Below are 16102 nucleotides of genomic sequence, written 5' to 3' on the forward strand. Positions count from 1 at the left end.
CGCCCTCACGACTTCGGTTTCGGATCGTCCGGCGGCTCGGTCGGGTTCGTCAGGGGAGTGGCCAGGCGGCTGAGGAGGCGTCCCCATTTCCGGGGCGTCTTCGACCGTCCGAACTCGCCGAGCCGGGGCTCGAACTGGTTCCACGTCAAGACCGTCAAGCAGGTCGATTCCTGGATGATCGCGACCACCACGCGGCTCTGGTGCAGCCCCAGCAGGGCGATCGCGCCGTTGGCCGGGTTGCGGCCCAACCGGCGCGTCCGCCCCAGCACCCGCTGCAGCCCCTCCTCGGCCTGCTCGGGCTCGACGCCGAACCGCTCGATGAACCGCTCCACCGCGTGCCGCGAGAGCCGGACCGAGCTATAGTCGCGTTGACCCGGAGGGAGCACGTCGACCGTCCTCGGCCCGGATGGGGTCCTCGAACACCTGAGATCGCCCCGCCTCAGCGCGAGGCGGCGGTTTGCTTGACCTCGATCGGCAGCGACGGGGCCGAGGCGTCGGCCTGGTGCTGGAGCAGGTCGGGGAGCTGGAACGCGTGGTACGGCTGCTCGGCGGCCGGATTGCCGTCCTTGTCGGCGTTGGCGACCCAGAACCGGCCGGTGGTGGTCTCGAACAGGACGCTGTGCAGGTTCGACTTCATGGCGACCGGCCGGTCCATGAGGTGGCGGGCCGATTCGGCGTCGAACTGGCCGAGGCCGGCTTTCACGCGTCGGGCGAGTTCCTTGTAGCGGTCGCCGGCCGAGAGGACCACGGCGTCTTTCACGCCTTCGGGCAGTTTCGGGTGGCTCTCGCCCATCGCGATCACGGTGAAGACGTTCCACGACGCCTCCATCCCCACGGCCTTGCCGTCCTTGCCGTCGGCGATCACGAAGTAGTATTCGCAGGTCCGGGGATGGTCGCGGAAGATCGCGACGGCCTGATCGAGCGTCTCGGCCTCTTCGAGCACCATGCGTACGAGGAACGCCATGGGGACGCCGTCCCAGTGGCCGAGCCCCTTGCCCCCCATCTCGCCGATCGAGACCTTCTTGGCGTTCATCCCCGTGACCGATCCCACGAACCCCGCGTAGGTCACGTTCACGAACGGGATCTTGCCGGTCGGTTCGGCGACGGTCAGGACGGCGTGCTCTTGAAGCCGCCAGTCGCAGCCGTAATCGAGGATGCGGCCGTGGTACAGCGTGCCGTCCTTGGTGGCCGAACCGCTCAGGGCGAATCCCGAACAGTGGAACAGCTCGGGGATGAAATTGGCGACGATGATATCCTGCACATTCATCCCCGCGCCGTCGGCGACGCCCTGCATCTCCTCAAAGAACCGGGCGGGAATGTGCTTTTTCTGCGACGCGGCGATGCCGCCGATCGCCCGCTTGGGATCGAGCAGGTTGAGGCCGGCGATATCGACCTTCATCTCCTTGCCCTTGACGTCGAACAGGTAGCGGACGTTCTCGCGGATGTCGTCGCGAAGCAACGCGCCTTGCTGATACCCCATCTCATAGGCCGTGCCCTTGATGTGCAAGACCCGATAGCCGTCGACCTCTTCGAGAAACCCCGCCCCGCATCGGGCGATGGTCTTGGTCTCGGCGCGCGCCGGCAAAGGGACTGCCGAGAAGACGATGAGAGCCAGGACCGCTAGACGCGACGACCGATGGAACATGACGACCCGTCCTTTTTTACGAACCGAGACGATGTGTGGAGGCGCGGCCGCTCGACTCTACTCGACCGGCCGCTCGATTCCAATGCGAGACGCTCGAAAACCACAACTATCGAGCCGAGCGGCGGGGGGAGACGTTTTCCTTCTATTCATCCGAAAGTTTGGCACAAGTTGGATCGGAACGGTCATGGTATTCTCAGGATCGGCCTGACGACCGTCGGCCGCGGGTCGAGGTCCGCGACCCTCACTTCACCGAGGCGCACCGCCATGCTTTCCGAACTCTTCGTCATCCTCGCCGTCTTCCTGATCTCCTGGCAGATCTGGCTCTTGCGCCAGCAGTCGGAGATGCTCGAAAGCCTGGAACGCCGGCTTGGCAGTCTCAGGAACGACCTCCTGGAGACGCGCCGCGAGTTGCTGAGCCTTTGGACGCGGAAGGCGGTTACGGAGAAGATCGAGCCGTCCGAGCCGATCGCGGCGGAAGCAACCGCTCCGGCCGAGCCCAGGGTGGAAGTTGGGTGGGCGGCTCCGCCGATCCATCCGAAGCCGTCGGCCTCGCCTCGGGACGGCTGGATACTCGAGCCCGGCTCCACGCTCGTCGACCCGGTCCTGGCCGAGCCTACGGCCGTCGAGAAGCCGGTCGGCTCGCGTCCAGCGCCGCGGCCGTCGGCTCCTCTTCCTCCTCCTCGCGAGCCGAGCCGGTTCGAGACCGCCGCCAAGGAGATCCTGGCGAAGATCGGCAACTGGATCGTTGTCGGCGAGGAGCATCGGCCGGCCGGCTATTCGATGGAGTTCGCGGTCGCCAGCACGTGGCTGCTGCGGCTGGGGGTCGTGGTCCTGGTGACGGGCGTCGGCTTCTTCCTCAAGTATTCGATCGACCACGGCTGGATCGCCCCGGCCGTCCGCGTGGCGCTGTCGATGCTCGCCGGCGCAGGTCTGATCGTGGCCGGTGTCCGCATTCTGGGCACGCTCTATCATCTGCTCGGCCACGCGCTCATCGGCGGGGGGATCGCCACGCTTTATTTCAGCGTCTACGCCGCGGCCGAATTCCACCATCTCATCGGTCCGCTTCCGGCGTTCGTACTCATGGCCCTCGTCACTGTGACCGCCGGCGCACTGGCCGTCCGGTTCGACTCGCTCTTGATCGCCGTCCTGGGGATCGTCGGCGGTTATGGCACGCCGATCATCCTTTCTTCGGAACAGACGAACTTCAGCGGGCTTTTCTCCTACATCCTGCTCCTCGGCTGCGGCGTCTTCTTCATCAGCTTCAAGAAGAACTGGCACCTGCTCAATTACCTGGCCTTCGTCTTCACCTACGGCCTGTTCTTCGGGGCCATGACGGACTACGACCCGTCCCATTTCTGGGAGGCGATGCTCTTCCTGATCGGCGTTTTCGTCCTTTACTCGACGACCCTGTTCCTCTTCAACATCGTCCAGCGAACCCGGAGCACGCTCCTGGAGCTGATCGGGCTGTTGCTCAACGCCGGCGTCTTCTTCGCGTCGAGTTATTACCTCGTCCGCGACGTCTACGGCCAGCGGGCGGTCGCCGTGGTCACATTGGGGCTGGCGGCCTTTTACGTCGCCCACGTCTATTACTTCCTGGCGCGTCGGATCGCTGATCGCGAGCTGATGCACGGCTTCATGAGCCTGGCGATCTTCTTCCTGGGCGTGACCGTTCCCTTGATTCTCTCGTGGCAGTGGATCACCGTCTGTTGGGCTGTTCAGGCTCTCGTGATGCTCTGGCTCGCCGACAAGGTCCAGAGCGAGTTCATCCGCCGCGCGGCCTTCGTGATGTACGCGATCGTGCTGTACCGCTTCGGCCTGATCGACCTGCCCTACCAGTACGGCATGAGGGCCCCGGCGACGGCCGGGGCGACCCTGGGCGTTTACTTCGCCCACCTCCTTCAGCGCCTGGTCGTTTTTGGGGTTCCGATCGGGTCGGTGGCGGGCGCGTACTTCCTGCTCCAGTCGCCGAGTTCTGCTTCGGCCTTGACCGTCGACCCGGCCAACAATCTGCCGGAGCGCGTCCGATCGCCTTGGGCCGTCCGCGGCTCGGTCATTCTGGCGGCCGGCATGGCCTTCTTGTTCCTGCATCTGGAGATCGCTCGTACGCTGGGCGACCTCTTCCCGGCCGCGAAGATGACGACGCTCACCTTTTTGTGGCTGGCGATGTGCTGGGTCCTCATCCGCGAGCGCCGGGGCGAGTTCGCCAGGCCGATCGGGATCGTCCTGTCGCTGTTCGTCGCCGGCGTGCTGCTCAAGCTGTTCGTTTTCGATCTGCCTGCGTGGAACGTCAGCGAAGATCTGGTCTACGGAGGCGCCTACTCGCCGCTGGACGCCGTCATGCGGCTGTTCGACTTCGGTGCGCTCATCGCATTCTTCATGCTCGCGGCTCCTCGGGTTCGCCACATCCCGGACGCTCCCTCGCTGTCGAGCGTGGCCGCCGGGCTGGCGATCGGCCTGCTGTTCGTCTTCCTGACGTTGGAGCTGAACACGTTCCTGAACCAGTTCGTGCCGACGCTGAGGGCCGGAGGGATCTCGATCCTCTGGACGGTCTTCGCACTCGGTCTGATCGTCGGGGGAATCCAGAAGCAAGTGCGCGAGCTTCGATACGTCGGGCTTGGGCTCTTCACCGTGGTGGGCTTCAAGGTCTTCCTCTCCGACCTGGCCACCCTCGACCAGTTCTATCGGATCATCGCCTTCATCCTGCTGGGGATTTTGATCCTCTTCGCCGCCTTCCTCTATCTCAGGTCGCGGGCGGAGTTCGCCAAGACGCCTGTGGCGAACGACCAGGGGGCCCTGCCATGATCGGACGAATCACGTTGCTGCTCTGCGTCGGCCTCGCGACCACCGCGACGGCGGCCGACGACGAATCACGACTCCGGTTCCAGAAAGACGTCGTCCGCGGCGCGGCGGCTGAGGACGAGATCCTGGCCGTCCCGCTCGACGACGACATCTACGCCGCCAGCCGCGACGGTTGTCCCGACATCCGGATCGTCGACGACCGCAACGCCGAGGTCCCGTTCGTGATCGAGAATATCGGACAGACGCGAACCTTCGTGAGCCGCGAGGCCTGTCTCGCCAAGCTCGTCTCGCTGCGCGTCGAGGAGGGCAAGGCCCTGGAGGTCGTCGTCGCGCTCGACGAACACGCGCCGGCCGCAGACGGCGCGACCGTCCGCACCCCGCTCACCGATTTCGAGCGCCGGGTTCGGGTCTACGGTGATCGCGACGGCGCGTGGGTCCTGCTGAAGAATGACGGCCGGATCTTCGATTACGCGCGGTTCATGGACGTCCGCAACCTGGAAGTCGCGTTTCCGACCAACGGCTTTCGTCGGTTCAAGTTCGTCGTCGAGCAGGAACTCGACGAGCGCGAGTCGCCGTTTCGCGAGCTGATCCGCAACCGGGGCCAGGGCGGGGACGTCGAAGTCGCGTCGATCCTCCGTCGCCCGTTTCGCATCGACCGGATCGAGCTGTGGAAGACCGTCGAAAGACCGGGCGTCGCCGAGGAGGAAACGTTTCCTTACCCGGTCGTGAGCTTCCATGTCGAGACCGTCGCCAAGGAGAAGGTGACGCAGGTGGACGTCGTGACCGGCCGCCAGCCCCTCACCGGCCTTCGTCTCCGCACGTCGAGCCGGAACTTCAGCCGGCCCGCCCGGGTGCTGGTTCCGGCCGATCGCATCGGCCGCGAGGAATGGGTCGAGATCGGTCGCGGGACGCTCGCGCTGTTCGCGTTTGGGGACTTTCGTCGCGAGGACACGAGGATCGATTTCGCCGAGCGCCGGGCCGACCGCTACCGGCTCGTCATCGAGAACGCCGACAATCCGCCGCTCGACGTGACGGGCGTTGAAGGGGAGGGCAAGGGGCGTCGGCTCGTCTTCCTCGCCGATGCGGGCCGGACCTACCGCGTCGCGTACGGCTCCGACACGCTCGACGCGCCCCAGTACGACGCTGCGACCGTCCTGGCGGCGATCGGCCGAGACCGTCAACCCGCCCCGGCGACGCTCGGCCCGCAGGTTCCAAACCCCCGATACCGTGCGTCGGCCGACCACCGGTCGCGGTTCGATGGTTCCGCGCTCTTGTGGCTTGCGATCATCTTCATGGTCGCCGTTCTCGCCTGGGCGCTCCTCCGCGCCGGCCAGCGGCTGAAGAAGCTCCCGGCGGACGACCTCGGCGGCTAGCGGAGCCGTAGGCGAAGCTCGGTCACTCCCACTCGATGGTTCCCGGCGGCTTGCTGGTGACGTCGTAGACGACCCGGTTGACGCCTTTGACCGAATTGATGATCCGGGTGGAGGACCGCGCGAGGACCTCGTGAGGCAGGCGCGACCAGTCGGCGGTCATGAAGTCTTCGGTCTCGACGGCGCGGATGGCGATCACGTTCTCATAAGTCCGTGCGTCGCCCATGACGCCGACCGATTGGACCGGCAGCAGGACGGCGAACGCCTGCGCGATCTGGCGTTCGAGGCCCGCCTGCCGCAGCTCGTCGAGGAAGATCGCGTCGGCCTGTCGGAGGACCTCCAGGCGAGGGGCGGTCACCTCGCCCAGGCAGCGGACGGCCAGGCCGGGGCCGGGGAACGGATGTCGCCAGACGAGCGAGTCAGGGAGGCCGAGTTCGAGGCCCAGGCGGCGGACCTCGTCCTTGAACAGGTCGCGAAGCGGCTCGATCAGCTCGAAGCCGAGTTCCGCGGGCAGGCCGCCGACGTTGTGGTGGATCTTGATCGTGGCGGTCGGCCCGTCGGGCTCGCCGCCGCTCTCGATGACGTCGGGGTAGAGCGTCCCCTGCGCCAGGAAGTGGGCGCCGGGGATCGACCGGGCCTCCTCGCGGAACACGTCGATGAACGTGTGGCCGATCCGCAGCCGCTTCTCTTGCGGGTCGGTCACCCCTTCGAGGGCCTTCAGGAACTGCGTGGAGGCGTCGATCACGCGCAGCTCGGCCTCGCTGTGCGACCGGAAGACGTTCTCGACGTCGGCCCGTTCGCCCCCCCGGAGCAGCCCGGTGTCGACGAAGACGCAGACGACGCGGGGGCCGAGCGCCCGGGCCAGCAGGGCCGCGCAGACCGCCGAGTCGACGCCCCCCGAGAGGCCGCAGACCACCCGCTGATCGGGCCCGACCTGGCGACCGACCTGCTCGACGGCGCGCTCGATGAACGCTTCCATCGTCCACGAGCGCGGGTTCGCGCAGATCCGGTCGAGGAAGTTGCCCAGGATCAGCGAGCCGTAGGGCGTGTGCGAGACCTCGGGATGGAATTGCAGGCCGTAAAACGGCATCGTCCGGTGCTTGGCCGCGGCGATCGGGCAGGTCGAGGTGGCGGCCAGGGGAAGGAAGTCGGCGCCGGCGTCGAGGATCTGGTCGCCGTGGCTCATCCAGACGACCGTGTCGCGGGGGACGTCGTGGAACAGCGGCTCGGCCGGGTCGAGGACGTGGCAGTCGGTCCGGCCGAACTCGCGAGCCGGCGGCGCTTCGACCTTGCCCCCGAGCGCCTGGACCGCCAGTTGCATCCCGTAGCAGATGCCCAGCACCGGCACGCCCAGGTGGAAGAGGCCCGGATCACATTGCGGAGCGCCGGGCTCGTACACGCTCTTGGGACCGCCCGAGAGGATGATCGCCAGCGGGTTCAATTCGCGGACGCGCTCCGCCGTGATGTCGTGACGGACGATCCGGGCGAACGCGTGCCGCTCGCGGACGCGCCGGGCGATCAGTTGGACGTACTGCGCGCCGAAGTCGAGAACCAGAACCGGGCGGGCCGAAAGAGCAGAAGGATCCATGAACGCTCGCGTTCCTTCCGGAAGGAATCAAGGATCGCGACGGCCCTCGTTGCGAGTCCCGTCGACCAAATCGTCATTCTAGCAAGATGGGAAATCCCCGAGAACCCGCGATGAAGCGGTTTTCGAATCGAATGATTCCGGAGATTCCGATCGTAATGCGTTTGCCCACCCCGCCGACGCGGGGCGCGTCGGCGGGGTGGGCTGTCTGGAGCCTGGAGCGAGGGGGAGGTTCGACGCGGCGAATCAGCGCGCCGCGAGGTTCTGGACGGCGTTCGGGTGCAGCTTCTGGTAGCCTCCGATGAGGCTCCATCGCCACAAGCCCGCGGGGCCGAAGTCGATGTACAACCAGCCGTCGGCTGCGGCGGCGAGCTTTCCGGGGGGGGCGGTGTTCAACTGCCGGAAGCCGTCCTGGGCCGACCACCGCCAGAGGCCGAACGAGCCGAAGTCGACGGCGAGCGAACCGTCGGGCGCGGCGGTCATCCCCTTCGGAGCGGCCGCGATCAGTTGCTGGAAGCCGGTGCGCTGAGTCCACCGCCAGAGGCCGAACGACCCGAAGTCGACGAACACCGAGCCGTCGTAGTTCGAGCCGTTCTGCGCGATCGCGATCCTTTCGGGATTGGCGGCGATCAGTTGCTGGAACCCTCCGCCAGCGGTCCAGCGCCAGAGGCCGAACGATCCGAAATCGACGTAGAGCGAGCCGTCCGGCGCGGCGGCGATCCCTTCGGGATCAGCGGCGATCAGTTGCTGAAGACCGGCGCCGTTCCAGAGCCACAGTCCATAGGGGCCGAAATCGAGGAACAGCGACGTCCCCACGCCGGCCGCCATCCCTTCCGGATTAGCCGCGCTGATCAACTGATACCCGGCGCTCTGGGTCCACCGCCACACGCCCGCGGAGCCGAAGTCGATGTAAAGCGAGCCGTCCGTGCCGACCACCATCCCTTCCGGATCGGACGTGCTCAATTGCTGGTACCCGTACTCGGCGCTCCAGGCCCACAAGCCGGCGGGGCCGAAATCAAGGTAGACCGGATGGGGGCCGAGCTGGATGGGAGGCGCCGTGTCGGTGATGCTCAGCGTGTAGTCACTGCCGCCGACGCGGTCGAACGAGCTCGAGTACTCGGAGCCGATCACGGTGGATCCACCCAACGAGATGGTGAGTTCGTCCGGTTTCACTTGGTCGGCGCCGACCCAACTCGACGCCAAGACGAAGTAGGGGCCGGAGGCCGGGGCCGTGAAACTGGTCTGGCCGTAGCGCGACGACCCGTCCGAACCCGCGATCTTTCGCCCCGAGGCGTCATAGATCGAGACCATCGTCGACCCGCTCAACCCACCTCCGGCGGGGAGTTCCGCCTTGATCGAGTAGGTGTGCCCAGCCTGCGCGTCGATGCGGTAGTAGTCGGCGTCGCCGCCCGCCAGCGTCGTCTGCTTCACATACCGACCCGCGCTGAAGGCGATCGGCGTCGAGGCGCTTTTGATGTTGTTCGGCTCTTCGTCGGCTCGTCCCGTCAGCGTGGCTTCAAGATAGAAGGCCGTCGACGAGGGCGTCGCGGTGGAGGGAGTCGTGAAGCTGTATTCGCGCTGGTCGTACGTGCCGACCCCCACCCAGTAGGTTCCTCCGTTGGCGAAGGTGTACGTGAAGTCCTCCTTGCCTCCCCCGATGTTGTCGTCCTCACTGGCGATCTGCTGGCCGGCGGCGTTGAAGATCTTCAGGTAGCTGTCCACGCCCCGTTCGCTCGCGGACGTCCCATCCCGGGTGAGAAGTCGCAGTCGATCGCCGGCCAGGACGTCGACCTGCATCATGTAGACCCCCTGCGACGGGATGACCTTGACGACGGTCTTGCCGTCGCCGTCTCCCCCGGTGAAGAGGCTCCAATTCTTGAAGAAGCCGGCGGGCGACCGGACGTCCCAGCCGATGTCTTTCAGGATGCCCCACTCCAGGCTCCGGAGGTCTTCGCGCGTGCCGTTGAGCGTCGCGGCGTTCATGACCGAGGTCACCGAGTTCGCGATGTGGGCGCCGTTCATAGGCACGGGGGAGTTGTGGTAGGCGGCCTTGGCGTTGGGCCCGACGAACGTCGAATTTTGGAGGTAACGAGAGAAAGTCGGTTGGTTGGGCATCATCCCGAGGACGTGCAGGAACTCATGCCGCGCGACCGACACGAAGTCGGTCTGGCTCCCCGTCAGTCCGGCCGTGGTCGCGCCGAAGAACCAGTTGGTGCTGCCGTCGTTGTCGAACTTGATGTAACCGATGTTGGGCGCGTAGTCGTTGGCCCCCTGGCCTCGCATGGCGTTGTTGGCGCTCTCGAACCAGACTCCCGACCCTTGCCCCACCGTCGAACCGCTCAGCGCGTCGCCGAACGGGTAGAGCTTGATCGTATTGGCGGGCACGGACGTGGTGACCTGCCGCGACCCGCCCGACGTCGAGATCGTGTACGTGTACGACGATACGGCGGCGAGCGTGTCTCCCAGCCGCGATGCGATGGCGTTGAGGGTGCTCTCCAGCAGCGCCCTGCGATCGGACGTGAAGAAGCCGGAGGAATCGAGCGAATAATCGAGCTGGAGACTCACGGCCATAAGTCGTCGATCCTCGAGAAGCTCGCAGCCGAGCGGTCGCCGACGGACGCGCCGGGCCGACGGAACCTTCGTTACGAGCCGCCTCAGCCGGTTCGCCAACTTCATCACGATGCAGTCTCCCAGGGTGGATCGATTTGGGAGGAGGTTCGTCGAACGGACCGAGCCCGAAACCGCGGATTCCGCCGGGCCGTCACGGCGACGTCGCCGTCCTTTTATGAATAACTATTCATGGTCTGCGGACGCATTCACAGCCGCCATCGCGCATGCACGATCGCGAATATAATCGCATCAAATCAAGATTGTCAACAGCCGGCCGCCGGTCGGGGGGGGGCCGTCGGCTTGACAGCCGTCGACCCATGGGGGCAGACTGAACCTGAATCAGCAGGGCTGGAAATTCGGAGAGGAGACAGAGCGATGACATCGGCATCCGGCGGCGTGGGGCCCGTCCCGTCACCCATCAAACCCTACGCACCGGCCGTCGCGATCTCACAGTACGAGTTTCGCGAGTCGGAGAACGCGGTCGTCGGCCACCTGGGCTCGAAGATGAGCTTCGTCGGTCTGTTCATGCTGGGGATCGGGCTCTGTTTCGTCGTCTCGGCGATCATCCGCTGGCAGCGTCGCGAGGAGATCGAGGTCGGCCTTCTTTTTCTGACCCTCTTGTTCATGGTCTTCGGAATCTGGACCCACCGCGCCGGCCGCGAGTTCCACAAGGTCGCGAGCACCGAAGGGAGCGACGTCGGCCACCTCATGCTCGCCTTGACCAACCTGCTGCGGTTGTACTCGCTCGTCTACCTGATCTTCTTCATCGCCCTCATCTTCGCGTTCATCGAACTGACCGCCGAGAGCCTCGGCGGCTAGCTGCGTCGTGAAGCACCATTGGGTATGATGCGAACCGGCTCATTGGGGCGCGACGGCCGCGAGTTCGGCGGAGCGGTGGGCGGCCGCCTGGACGGCGTCGATGAGGGCGCCGCGGACGCCGGCGCGTTCGAGGGCGTGGAGGCCGGCGATGGTCGTGCCGCCGGGGCTCGTCACCTGGTCCTTGAGAGCGCCGGGGTGGAGGTTGGTTTCGAGGACCATCCGGGCGCTGCCGAGAACCGTCTGCGCGGCGAGCATCGTGGCGACGTCGCGGGGGAGGCCGGCGCGGACGCCGCCGTCGGACAGCGCTTCGATGATCATGTAAACGAACGCCGGGCCGCTCCCCGACAGGCCGGTCACGGCGTCGAGCTGCGATTCGGGCACGCGGACCGCGCGGCCGACCGAATCGAGGAACGCCTGCACGACCGCCGCATCGTCGCTCGTCGCGTTCGGCCCCAGCGCGTAGGCCGAGGCGCCCTCGCCCAGCAGCGCCGGGGTGTTGGGCATCACCCGGACCACCCGTCGCCCGGCGCCCAGGGCATCGCTGATCGTCGCGATCGATACGCCCGCCGCGATCGAGACCACGAGGTGGTCGGGCGTGACGACGGCCGCCAGCTCGCGGAGGACCTGCCCCATGCTCTGCGGCTTGACGGCCAGAACCAGGACGTCGCTCCGCTCGACCATGGCGAAGTTCGACGCCGCCGCCGTGATCCCGGTCTCCCGGGCCAGCTCGTCGCGGGTGCTCGCGAGCGGGTCGCTGGTCGAGACTAGGTCGGCCGTCGTCACACCCGCTCGGATCATCCCCCGGATCAGGGCCGAGGCCATCTTGCCCGCTCCGATGAACCCCCATCGGCGGCTCGGGGCGGAGTCGCGGTCGGAACGAGACGGCGCTGTCGTCGACGTGCTCATGGTCTGGCTCGAATCAAAGGTCGTGGGACGGGTCGAAGGCTGCGTGGACGAGGCCCTGAAGGACGAGGTCCGGGACCACCCGGGCGGAGGGGCCTTCGACGGCCGGGGCCAGGAGCGCGGCGTCGCCGCCGGTCCAGACGACCAGGGGATCGGCGCTCAGGTCGGTCCGCTGGCGGGCGATCAGTTCGCGAACGGCACCGACAGTGCCCCAGAAGACGCCCGCTTCGAGTGAGGGTTCGGTCGATCGTCCCCACGAGGGGGCGGTCGCGTCGGGCGAGACCAGCGGGAGCTGGGCCGTGAAGGCGTGCAGGGCGCGGGCGCAGAGGCCCAGGCCCATGGCGATCGCCCCTCCTTGCCAGACGCCCGCGGCGGTGATCCGCTCGACGGTGATCGCGGTTCCGCACGAGACCACGAGCGCCGGCTTGCCCGTCCCCAGCAGCCGCGACGCCGCCAAGACCGCGAACGCCCGGTCCGAGCCGCCGGTGTCGGCCCCCTCGACGTCCTTGTCGACCGGGACCTCGGCGGCGGTCAGGAACCACCGCACGCACTGGGGGCGTCGCTCGTTCAAGAACTCTTCCAGCCGGCGGGCCAGGGGAGGGTTCACCGTCGAGACGGCCCAGGCCGAGCCTTCCGGCTCGTCATGATGCCAGTCGTCCCAGACGACGGCCCACGCGCCTGGATCGTCAAGCGGCAGGGAGACCGAGGCGCCGAGCATTCCGTCGGCGCCGAGCCGGGCCCATTTGAGCCGCGAGTTGCCAATGTCGGCGACGACGCGCAACATGGTTATTCGCCCGCGACCGGAGTGCTTTCGACCGGAGCATTCTCATTCTCGACCGGGGCGGCTGCGACCGAAGGTTTCTTACCCGGAAGAATCTTGACCGGAGGAGCCTCGGCCGGCGGACTCTCGACGTCTTCGGGCTTGGACCGGTTCTTGAGCCCCTCGCGGATGGCGTTCAGCAGAATGGGGATGCCCTTGCCGCTGACCGCCGAGATCGCCAGCACTTCGCGGCCGAGTTCGGCGGCGATCCGGTCGCGGGCCTCGTCGGCCCCGGTGAGGTCCATCTTGGTGACGACGACCAGCTCGGGACGTTCGGCCAGGGCGGGGCTGTACTGTTCCAGCTCCTTGCGGATCATCCGGTAATTGTGGACCGGGTCCGACTCGTCGACCGGCATGGCTTCGACCAGATGGACCAGAAGCCCCGTGCGCTCGACGTGGCGGAGGAACTCGTGCCCGAGGCCGAGCCCGGTGTGGGCTCCTTCGATCAGGCCGGGGATGTCGGCGACGACGAACGCGTTCTCGGGGTCGATGACGACGCTGCCGAGGTTGGGGTACTTGGTCGTGAACGGGTAGTCGGCGATCTCGGGATGAGCCCGGGAGATCCGCGACAGGAGGGTCGATTTGCCGGCGTTGGGAAGGCCGATCAGGCCGACGTCGGCGATGACCTTCAGTTCGAGGACGATGCACCGCTCTTCGCCGGGAAGCCCCTTCTCGTGCTGCCGAGGAGCGCGGTTGGTGGACGACTTGAAGTGGGTGTTGCCGTGCCCGCCGCGTCCGCCCTGGGCGACGATCACGGTATCGCCGGGCTCCTTGAGGTCGCGGAGGACGTGGCCGCGGTCGCGGTCGCGCAGGATGGTCCCCGGCGGGACCTCGATCACGAGGTCTTGCCCCGTGCGGCCGAATTTGTCGGAGCCTTCGCCGTGCTCGCCGCGTTCGGCCTTCCAGTGCCGTTGTCGCGACATGTGCGCGAGGTTCGTGTGGTTGGCGGACGCGCGGATCACGACGCTGCCGCCGTTGCCGCCGTCGCCCCCGTTGGGGCCGCCCCGAGGCACGTACTTTTCACGGCGGAAGCTCATGCAGCCGTTGCCGCCGTCTCCGGCCTTCACGTAAATGGTCGCACGATCCGCAAACATGAGAAAATGAGTCCAGACGGGGATTAGGGCCCGTCGCGGCCTGTCGACGAAAGACGTAAGTAAAAGGGAGAGCGAGCCTCCCGCCGAGTCGCGTCACATGGAGCGATTCGCAGGGAGGCTCGCCCTCCTCATCATGGAAATCTCGATGCCCGGGCGAGCGCGGCTGCTCAGCTCAGTTCGAGGCGGCGGCGACAGCGACTTCCAGCGGCATTACGTTGATCCGGCGGCCTTCCTGGTCGAACTTGACCTTGCCGTCGATCAGCGAAAAAATCGTCCAGTCGCGACCGACGCCGACGTTCTTGCCGGGCCTCCAGCGCGTTCCCCGCTGCCGGCAGATGATGCTTCCCGGCTTGGCCGTCTGGCCGCCGTACAGCTTGATGCCCAGCATCTGGGGATTCGAGTCCCGACCGTTGCGGCTCGATCCCTGCCCTTTTTTGTGAGCCATTGCGCGATCAACCTTCTACGCTACGTGACAAAAACCAGGAACGAATCGTCGGGCGCGGCCGCCGCGACCACGGACAGGCGAGGACGAGTCCGGCGCGTCGCGCAATGCGAAACGCGACGATTCCCCGCCGATCATGTTAGAATAGCCGAGCGATCGGGCGGCCGACAAGTCCGGTTTGACGCCTCGCTTGGTCGGATTCCCCCTACTCGACGGAAAGGGTCGCTCACCGTGATCGAGGGACATCAGAACCGCCCGGCCGTGGTCTTGCTCAGTGGGGGGCTCGACTCGGCGACCACGCTGGCCGAGGCCAAGGCGGCGGGCTTCACGCCGTACGCGCTGTCGGTCGCCTACGGTCAGCGGCACGCCGTCGAGATCGAGGCCGCCCGCCGCGTCGCTCGGTCGATGGGCGTCGCCCGCCACGTCGAACTGACGATCGACCTTCGGGCCTTCGGCGGCAGCGCTCTGACGGCCGAGATCGAGGTCCCGAAGGATCGCTCGGCCGACGCGATGGCCGAGGGGATACCGATCACCTACGTCCCGGCCCGCAATACGGTCTTTCTCTCGCTGGCCCTGGCGTGGGCCGAGACGCTGGGGGCGTACGACCTGTTCGTTGGCGTGAACTGCGTCGATTATTCGGGTTATCCCGATTGTCGGCCCGAGTTCCTGCAGGGCTTCGAATACCTGGCCGACCTGGCGACGAGAGCGGGGGTCGAGGGCCGGGGGCGGTATCGGGTCCACGCGCCGCTGTTGACGATGACCAAGAATGAGATCATCCGCAGGGGAATCGAGCTGGGGGTTGATTACGGGCTGACTCACAGTTGCTACGACCCGACGCCTGAAGGGCTGTCGTGCGGCCGTTGCGATTCGTGCCGGCTGCGCCTGGCGGCGTTCGAGAGTTTGGGGCTGACCGACCCGATCGCCTACGCCGGCTGACGCGGGGCGTCGCCGGCGTAGGCGAGGCGTGGGTCGTCGGGGTTCACCAGTAGACCCAGTCGTACGGAGGATCGCCGGCTTCGATCTCCTTTTCGGAGATGTTCCGCTCGTCGCCACGACGGATGAAGTCGAGACGGAGCGTCTTGTACCGGACGATCGGCTTTTCGCCGCTGGGGTTGGCGATTTCCTTGTAGCCGTCGGACAGCCCGCGGACGTAGATGCTGAACCGGTCGGCCTTGGTGTCCCAGTTGTCCCAGGTCGCCACTCCGAAGACGGCGTCGTCGACACCCTTTTTGGTGCTCGGCGGGACGACCCCCATGATGTTGACGGCGCCCCGGACGGCGATCGTGGGGTCTTCCCGCGCCTGGATCAGCGGGACGGCCTGCGGGATGACCACGTCCTCGAATCGCTGACCCGAACTGTTGACCATGATGAACTGGGGGACGAACGTCCGTGGGGTGCCGGTCCGATTCACGACCTTGTAGTAGAGGTAGTGAACGTTGCGACGACCCTTGCCGGGAATCTCGACCGTGAGGATTCGGACCGGCTTGTAGGCGAAGTCGAGGGCCCAGATGCCTTCTTTATCCTTGGGCAGGGGCTTGGTGTTGATCGACGTGAAGCCGAAGGCGTGTCGGTCGTGCCGCCAGGGAATCGTCGGCAGCGCGGGGACCAATTGCGGTGCGATGTCGGGCTTGGGGCGGGGCAGCTCAGCCGCCGCCTGCTGGGGGGCTTCCTCCGGCGCGGAGGCGTCGTTATCGTTCTTGGGGGCGGCCGCTTGCGCGGCGTCGGCCTTATCGGGGTCGTCTTGCCCTCCCAGGCAAACGCTTGGCACGACGAGCGCGATAAGCATGGGAGAGAGCACAAGTGTTAGCGCTGTCCGCTTTGCGAGGATCCACACGGGACGACCTCCCCAGGTCAGGTAACCGAGGCGTATGAGGATGACTGTAGGACGAGGAAAATCGCGATTCAGAGGTGACCGTCGGGGCTGTGATCGGCCAAAAAGTAGCCCGAAGCCGCAAAGTCCGTCAAGTCGTCTTCAAGTTTACCCAATGTTTTAGCAAACTAAGGAAGAGCTTAGG

The 16102-nt window shown here is 66.5% G+C and carries 13 protein-coding genes; 4 read left to right on the forward strand and 9 right to left on the reverse strand.

What is annotated here, in order from left to right; genetic code table 11:
* Positions 1–5: 5 nt before the first annotated feature.
* Together BSF38_RS21585 and BSF38_RS21590 are read right to left on the reverse strand one after the other, a co-directional pair.
* A complete protein-coding gene (locus BSF38_RS21585; protein ID WP_076349120.1) occupies positions 6–386 on the reverse strand; it encodes a hypothetical protein in 381 nt (126 codons plus the stop codon).
* Positions 387–439: 53 nt separating this feature from the next.
* The gene (locus BSF38_RS21590; protein ID WP_076349122.1) at positions 440–1645 is read right to left on the reverse strand and encodes a C45 family autoproteolytic acyltransferase/hydrolase; all 1206 of its coding nucleotides are present in this window, start codon (positions 1643–1645) and stop codon (positions 440–442) included.
* Positions 1646–1909: 264 nt separating this feature from the next.
* On the opposite strand from BSF38_RS21590, the gene BSF38_RS21595 reads away from it, so the two are divergent.
* On the forward strand, positions 1910–4447 hold the full coding sequence (locus tag BSF38_RS21595; protein ID WP_076349124.1) for a DUF2339 domain-containing protein: 2538 nt from the start codon (positions 1910–1912) through the stop codon (positions 4445–4447).
* Positions 4444–5817, forward strand: a complete 1374-nt coding sequence (locus BSF38_RS21600; RefSeq protein ID WP_076349126.1) for a DUF3999 family protein — start codon at positions 4444–4446, stop codon at positions 5815–5817. The genes BSF38_RS21595 and BSF38_RS21600 overlap by 4 nt, the downstream gene beginning before the upstream one ends.
* Positions 5818–5839: 22 nt before the next feature.
* On the opposite strand, the gene guaA is transcribed toward BSF38_RS21600, so the two are convergent.
* Positions 5840–7402, reverse strand: coding sequence for a glutamine-hydrolyzing GMP synthase (gene guaA / locus BSF38_RS21605; protein ID WP_076349128.1), 1563 nt, complete (start codon positions 7400–7402; stop codon positions 5840–5842).
* A 243-nt stretch (positions 7403–7645) separates the two neighbouring features.
* Positions 7646–9970, reverse strand: coding sequence for a hypothetical protein (locus BSF38_RS21610; protein WP_145952263.1), 2325 nt, complete (start codon positions 9968–9970; stop codon positions 7646–7648).
* Between the two features lie 414 nt (positions 9971–10384).
* On the opposite strand from BSF38_RS21610, the gene BSF38_RS21615 reads away from it, so the two are divergent.
* Positions 10385–10828, forward strand: coding sequence for a hypothetical protein (locus BSF38_RS21615; protein WP_076349132.1), 444 nt, complete (start codon positions 10385–10387; stop codon positions 10826–10828).
* A gap of 39 nt (positions 10829–10867) precedes the next feature.
* Here the strand turns inward: BSF38_RS21615 and proC are convergent, their stop codons facing one another.
* The 4 genes from proC to rpmA all read right to left on the reverse strand — a co-directional run bounded on the left by proC (position 10868) and on the right by rpmA (position 14090).
* Positions 10868–11734 (reverse strand): pyrroline-5-carboxylate reductase, encoded by an 867-nt coding sequence (proC, locus tag BSF38_RS21620; RefSeq protein WP_076349134.1) that lies wholly within the window; start codon positions 11732–11734, stop codon positions 10868–10870.
* Between the two features lie 13 nt (positions 11735–11747).
* Positions 11748–12515, reverse strand: coding sequence for a type III pantothenate kinase (locus tag BSF38_RS21625; protein WP_076349135.1), 768 nt, complete (start codon positions 12513–12515; stop codon positions 11748–11750).
* A 2-nt stretch (positions 12516–12517) separates the two neighbouring features.
* Complete coding sequence (obgE, locus tag BSF38_RS21630) at positions 12518–13645, reverse strand: GTPase ObgE (RefSeq protein ID WP_076349137.1); 1128 nt, start codon at positions 13643–13645, stop codon at positions 12518–12520.
* Between the two features lie 172 nt (positions 13646–13817).
* Positions 13818–14090, reverse strand: a complete 273-nt coding sequence (gene rpmA / locus BSF38_RS21635; RefSeq protein ID WP_076349139.1) for a 50S ribosomal protein L27 — start codon at positions 14088–14090, stop codon at positions 13818–13820.
* Between the two features lie 228 nt (positions 14091–14318).
* On the opposite strand from rpmA, the gene queC reads away from it, so the two are divergent.
* Positions 14319–15023: a 7-cyano-7-deazaguanine synthase QueC gene (gene queC / locus BSF38_RS21640; RefSeq protein ID WP_076349141.1), complete on the forward strand. Its 705-nt coding sequence runs from the start codon at positions 14319–14321 to the stop codon at positions 15021–15023.
* A gap of 43 nt (positions 15024–15066) precedes the next feature.
* On the opposite strand, the gene BSF38_RS21645 is transcribed toward queC, so the two are convergent.
* Positions 15067–15873 carry a hypothetical protein gene (locus tag BSF38_RS21645; protein WP_076351265.1) on the reverse strand — a complete coding sequence of 269 codons (807 nt, stop codon included), beginning with the start codon at positions 15871–15873 and terminating at the stop codon, positions 15067–15069.
* Positions 15874–16102: the final 229 nt, after the last annotated feature.

This window comes from Paludisphaera borealis, from assembly GCF_001956985.1.
GTDB classification, from domain to species: Bacteria; Planctomycetota; Planctomycetia; order Isosphaerales; family Isosphaeraceae; genus Paludisphaera; species Paludisphaera borealis.

Coding starts and splice junctions, on each gene's coding strand:
- BSF38_RS21615 (WP_076349132.1), top strand. CDS start 10,385: ATGACATCGGCATCCGGCGGCGTGGGGCCCGTCCCGTCACCCATCAAA.
- rpmA (WP_076349139.1), bottom strand. CDS start 14,090: ATGGCTCACAAAAAAGGGCAGGGATCGAGCCGCAACGGTCGGGACTCG.
- BSF38_RS21600 (WP_076349126.1), top strand. CDS start 4,444: ATGATCGGACGAATCACGTTGCTGCTCTGCGTCGGCCTCGCGACCACC.
- BSF38_RS21645 (WP_076351265.1), bottom strand. CDS start 15,873: ATGCTTATCGCGCTCGTCGTGCCAAGCGTTTGCCTGGGAGGGCAAGAC.
- proC (WP_076349134.1), bottom strand. CDS start 11,734: ATGAGCACGTCGACGACAGCGCCGTCTCGTTCCGACCGCGACTCCGCC.
- BSF38_RS21610 (WP_145952263.1), bottom strand. CDS start 9,970: ATGGCCGTGAGTCTCCAGCTCGATTATTCGCTCGATTCCTCCGGCTTC.
- BSF38_RS21625 (WP_076349135.1), bottom strand. CDS start 12,515: ATGTTGCGCGTCGTCGCCGACATTGGCAACTCGCGGCTCAAATGGGCC.
- obgE (WP_076349137.1), bottom strand. CDS start 13,645: ATGTTTGCGGATCGTGCGACCATTTACGTGAAGGCCGGAGACGGCGGC.
- BSF38_RS21590 (WP_076349122.1), bottom strand. CDS start 1,645: ATGTTCCATCGGTCGTCGCGTCTAGCGGTCCTGGCTCTCATCGTCTTC.
- BSF38_RS21595 (WP_076349124.1), top strand. CDS start 1,910: ATGCTTTCCGAACTCTTCGTCATCCTCGCCGTCTTCCTGATCTCCTGG.
- guaA (WP_076349128.1), bottom strand. CDS start 7,402: ATGGATCCTTCTGCTCTTTCGGCCCGCCCGGTTCTGGTTCTCGACTTC.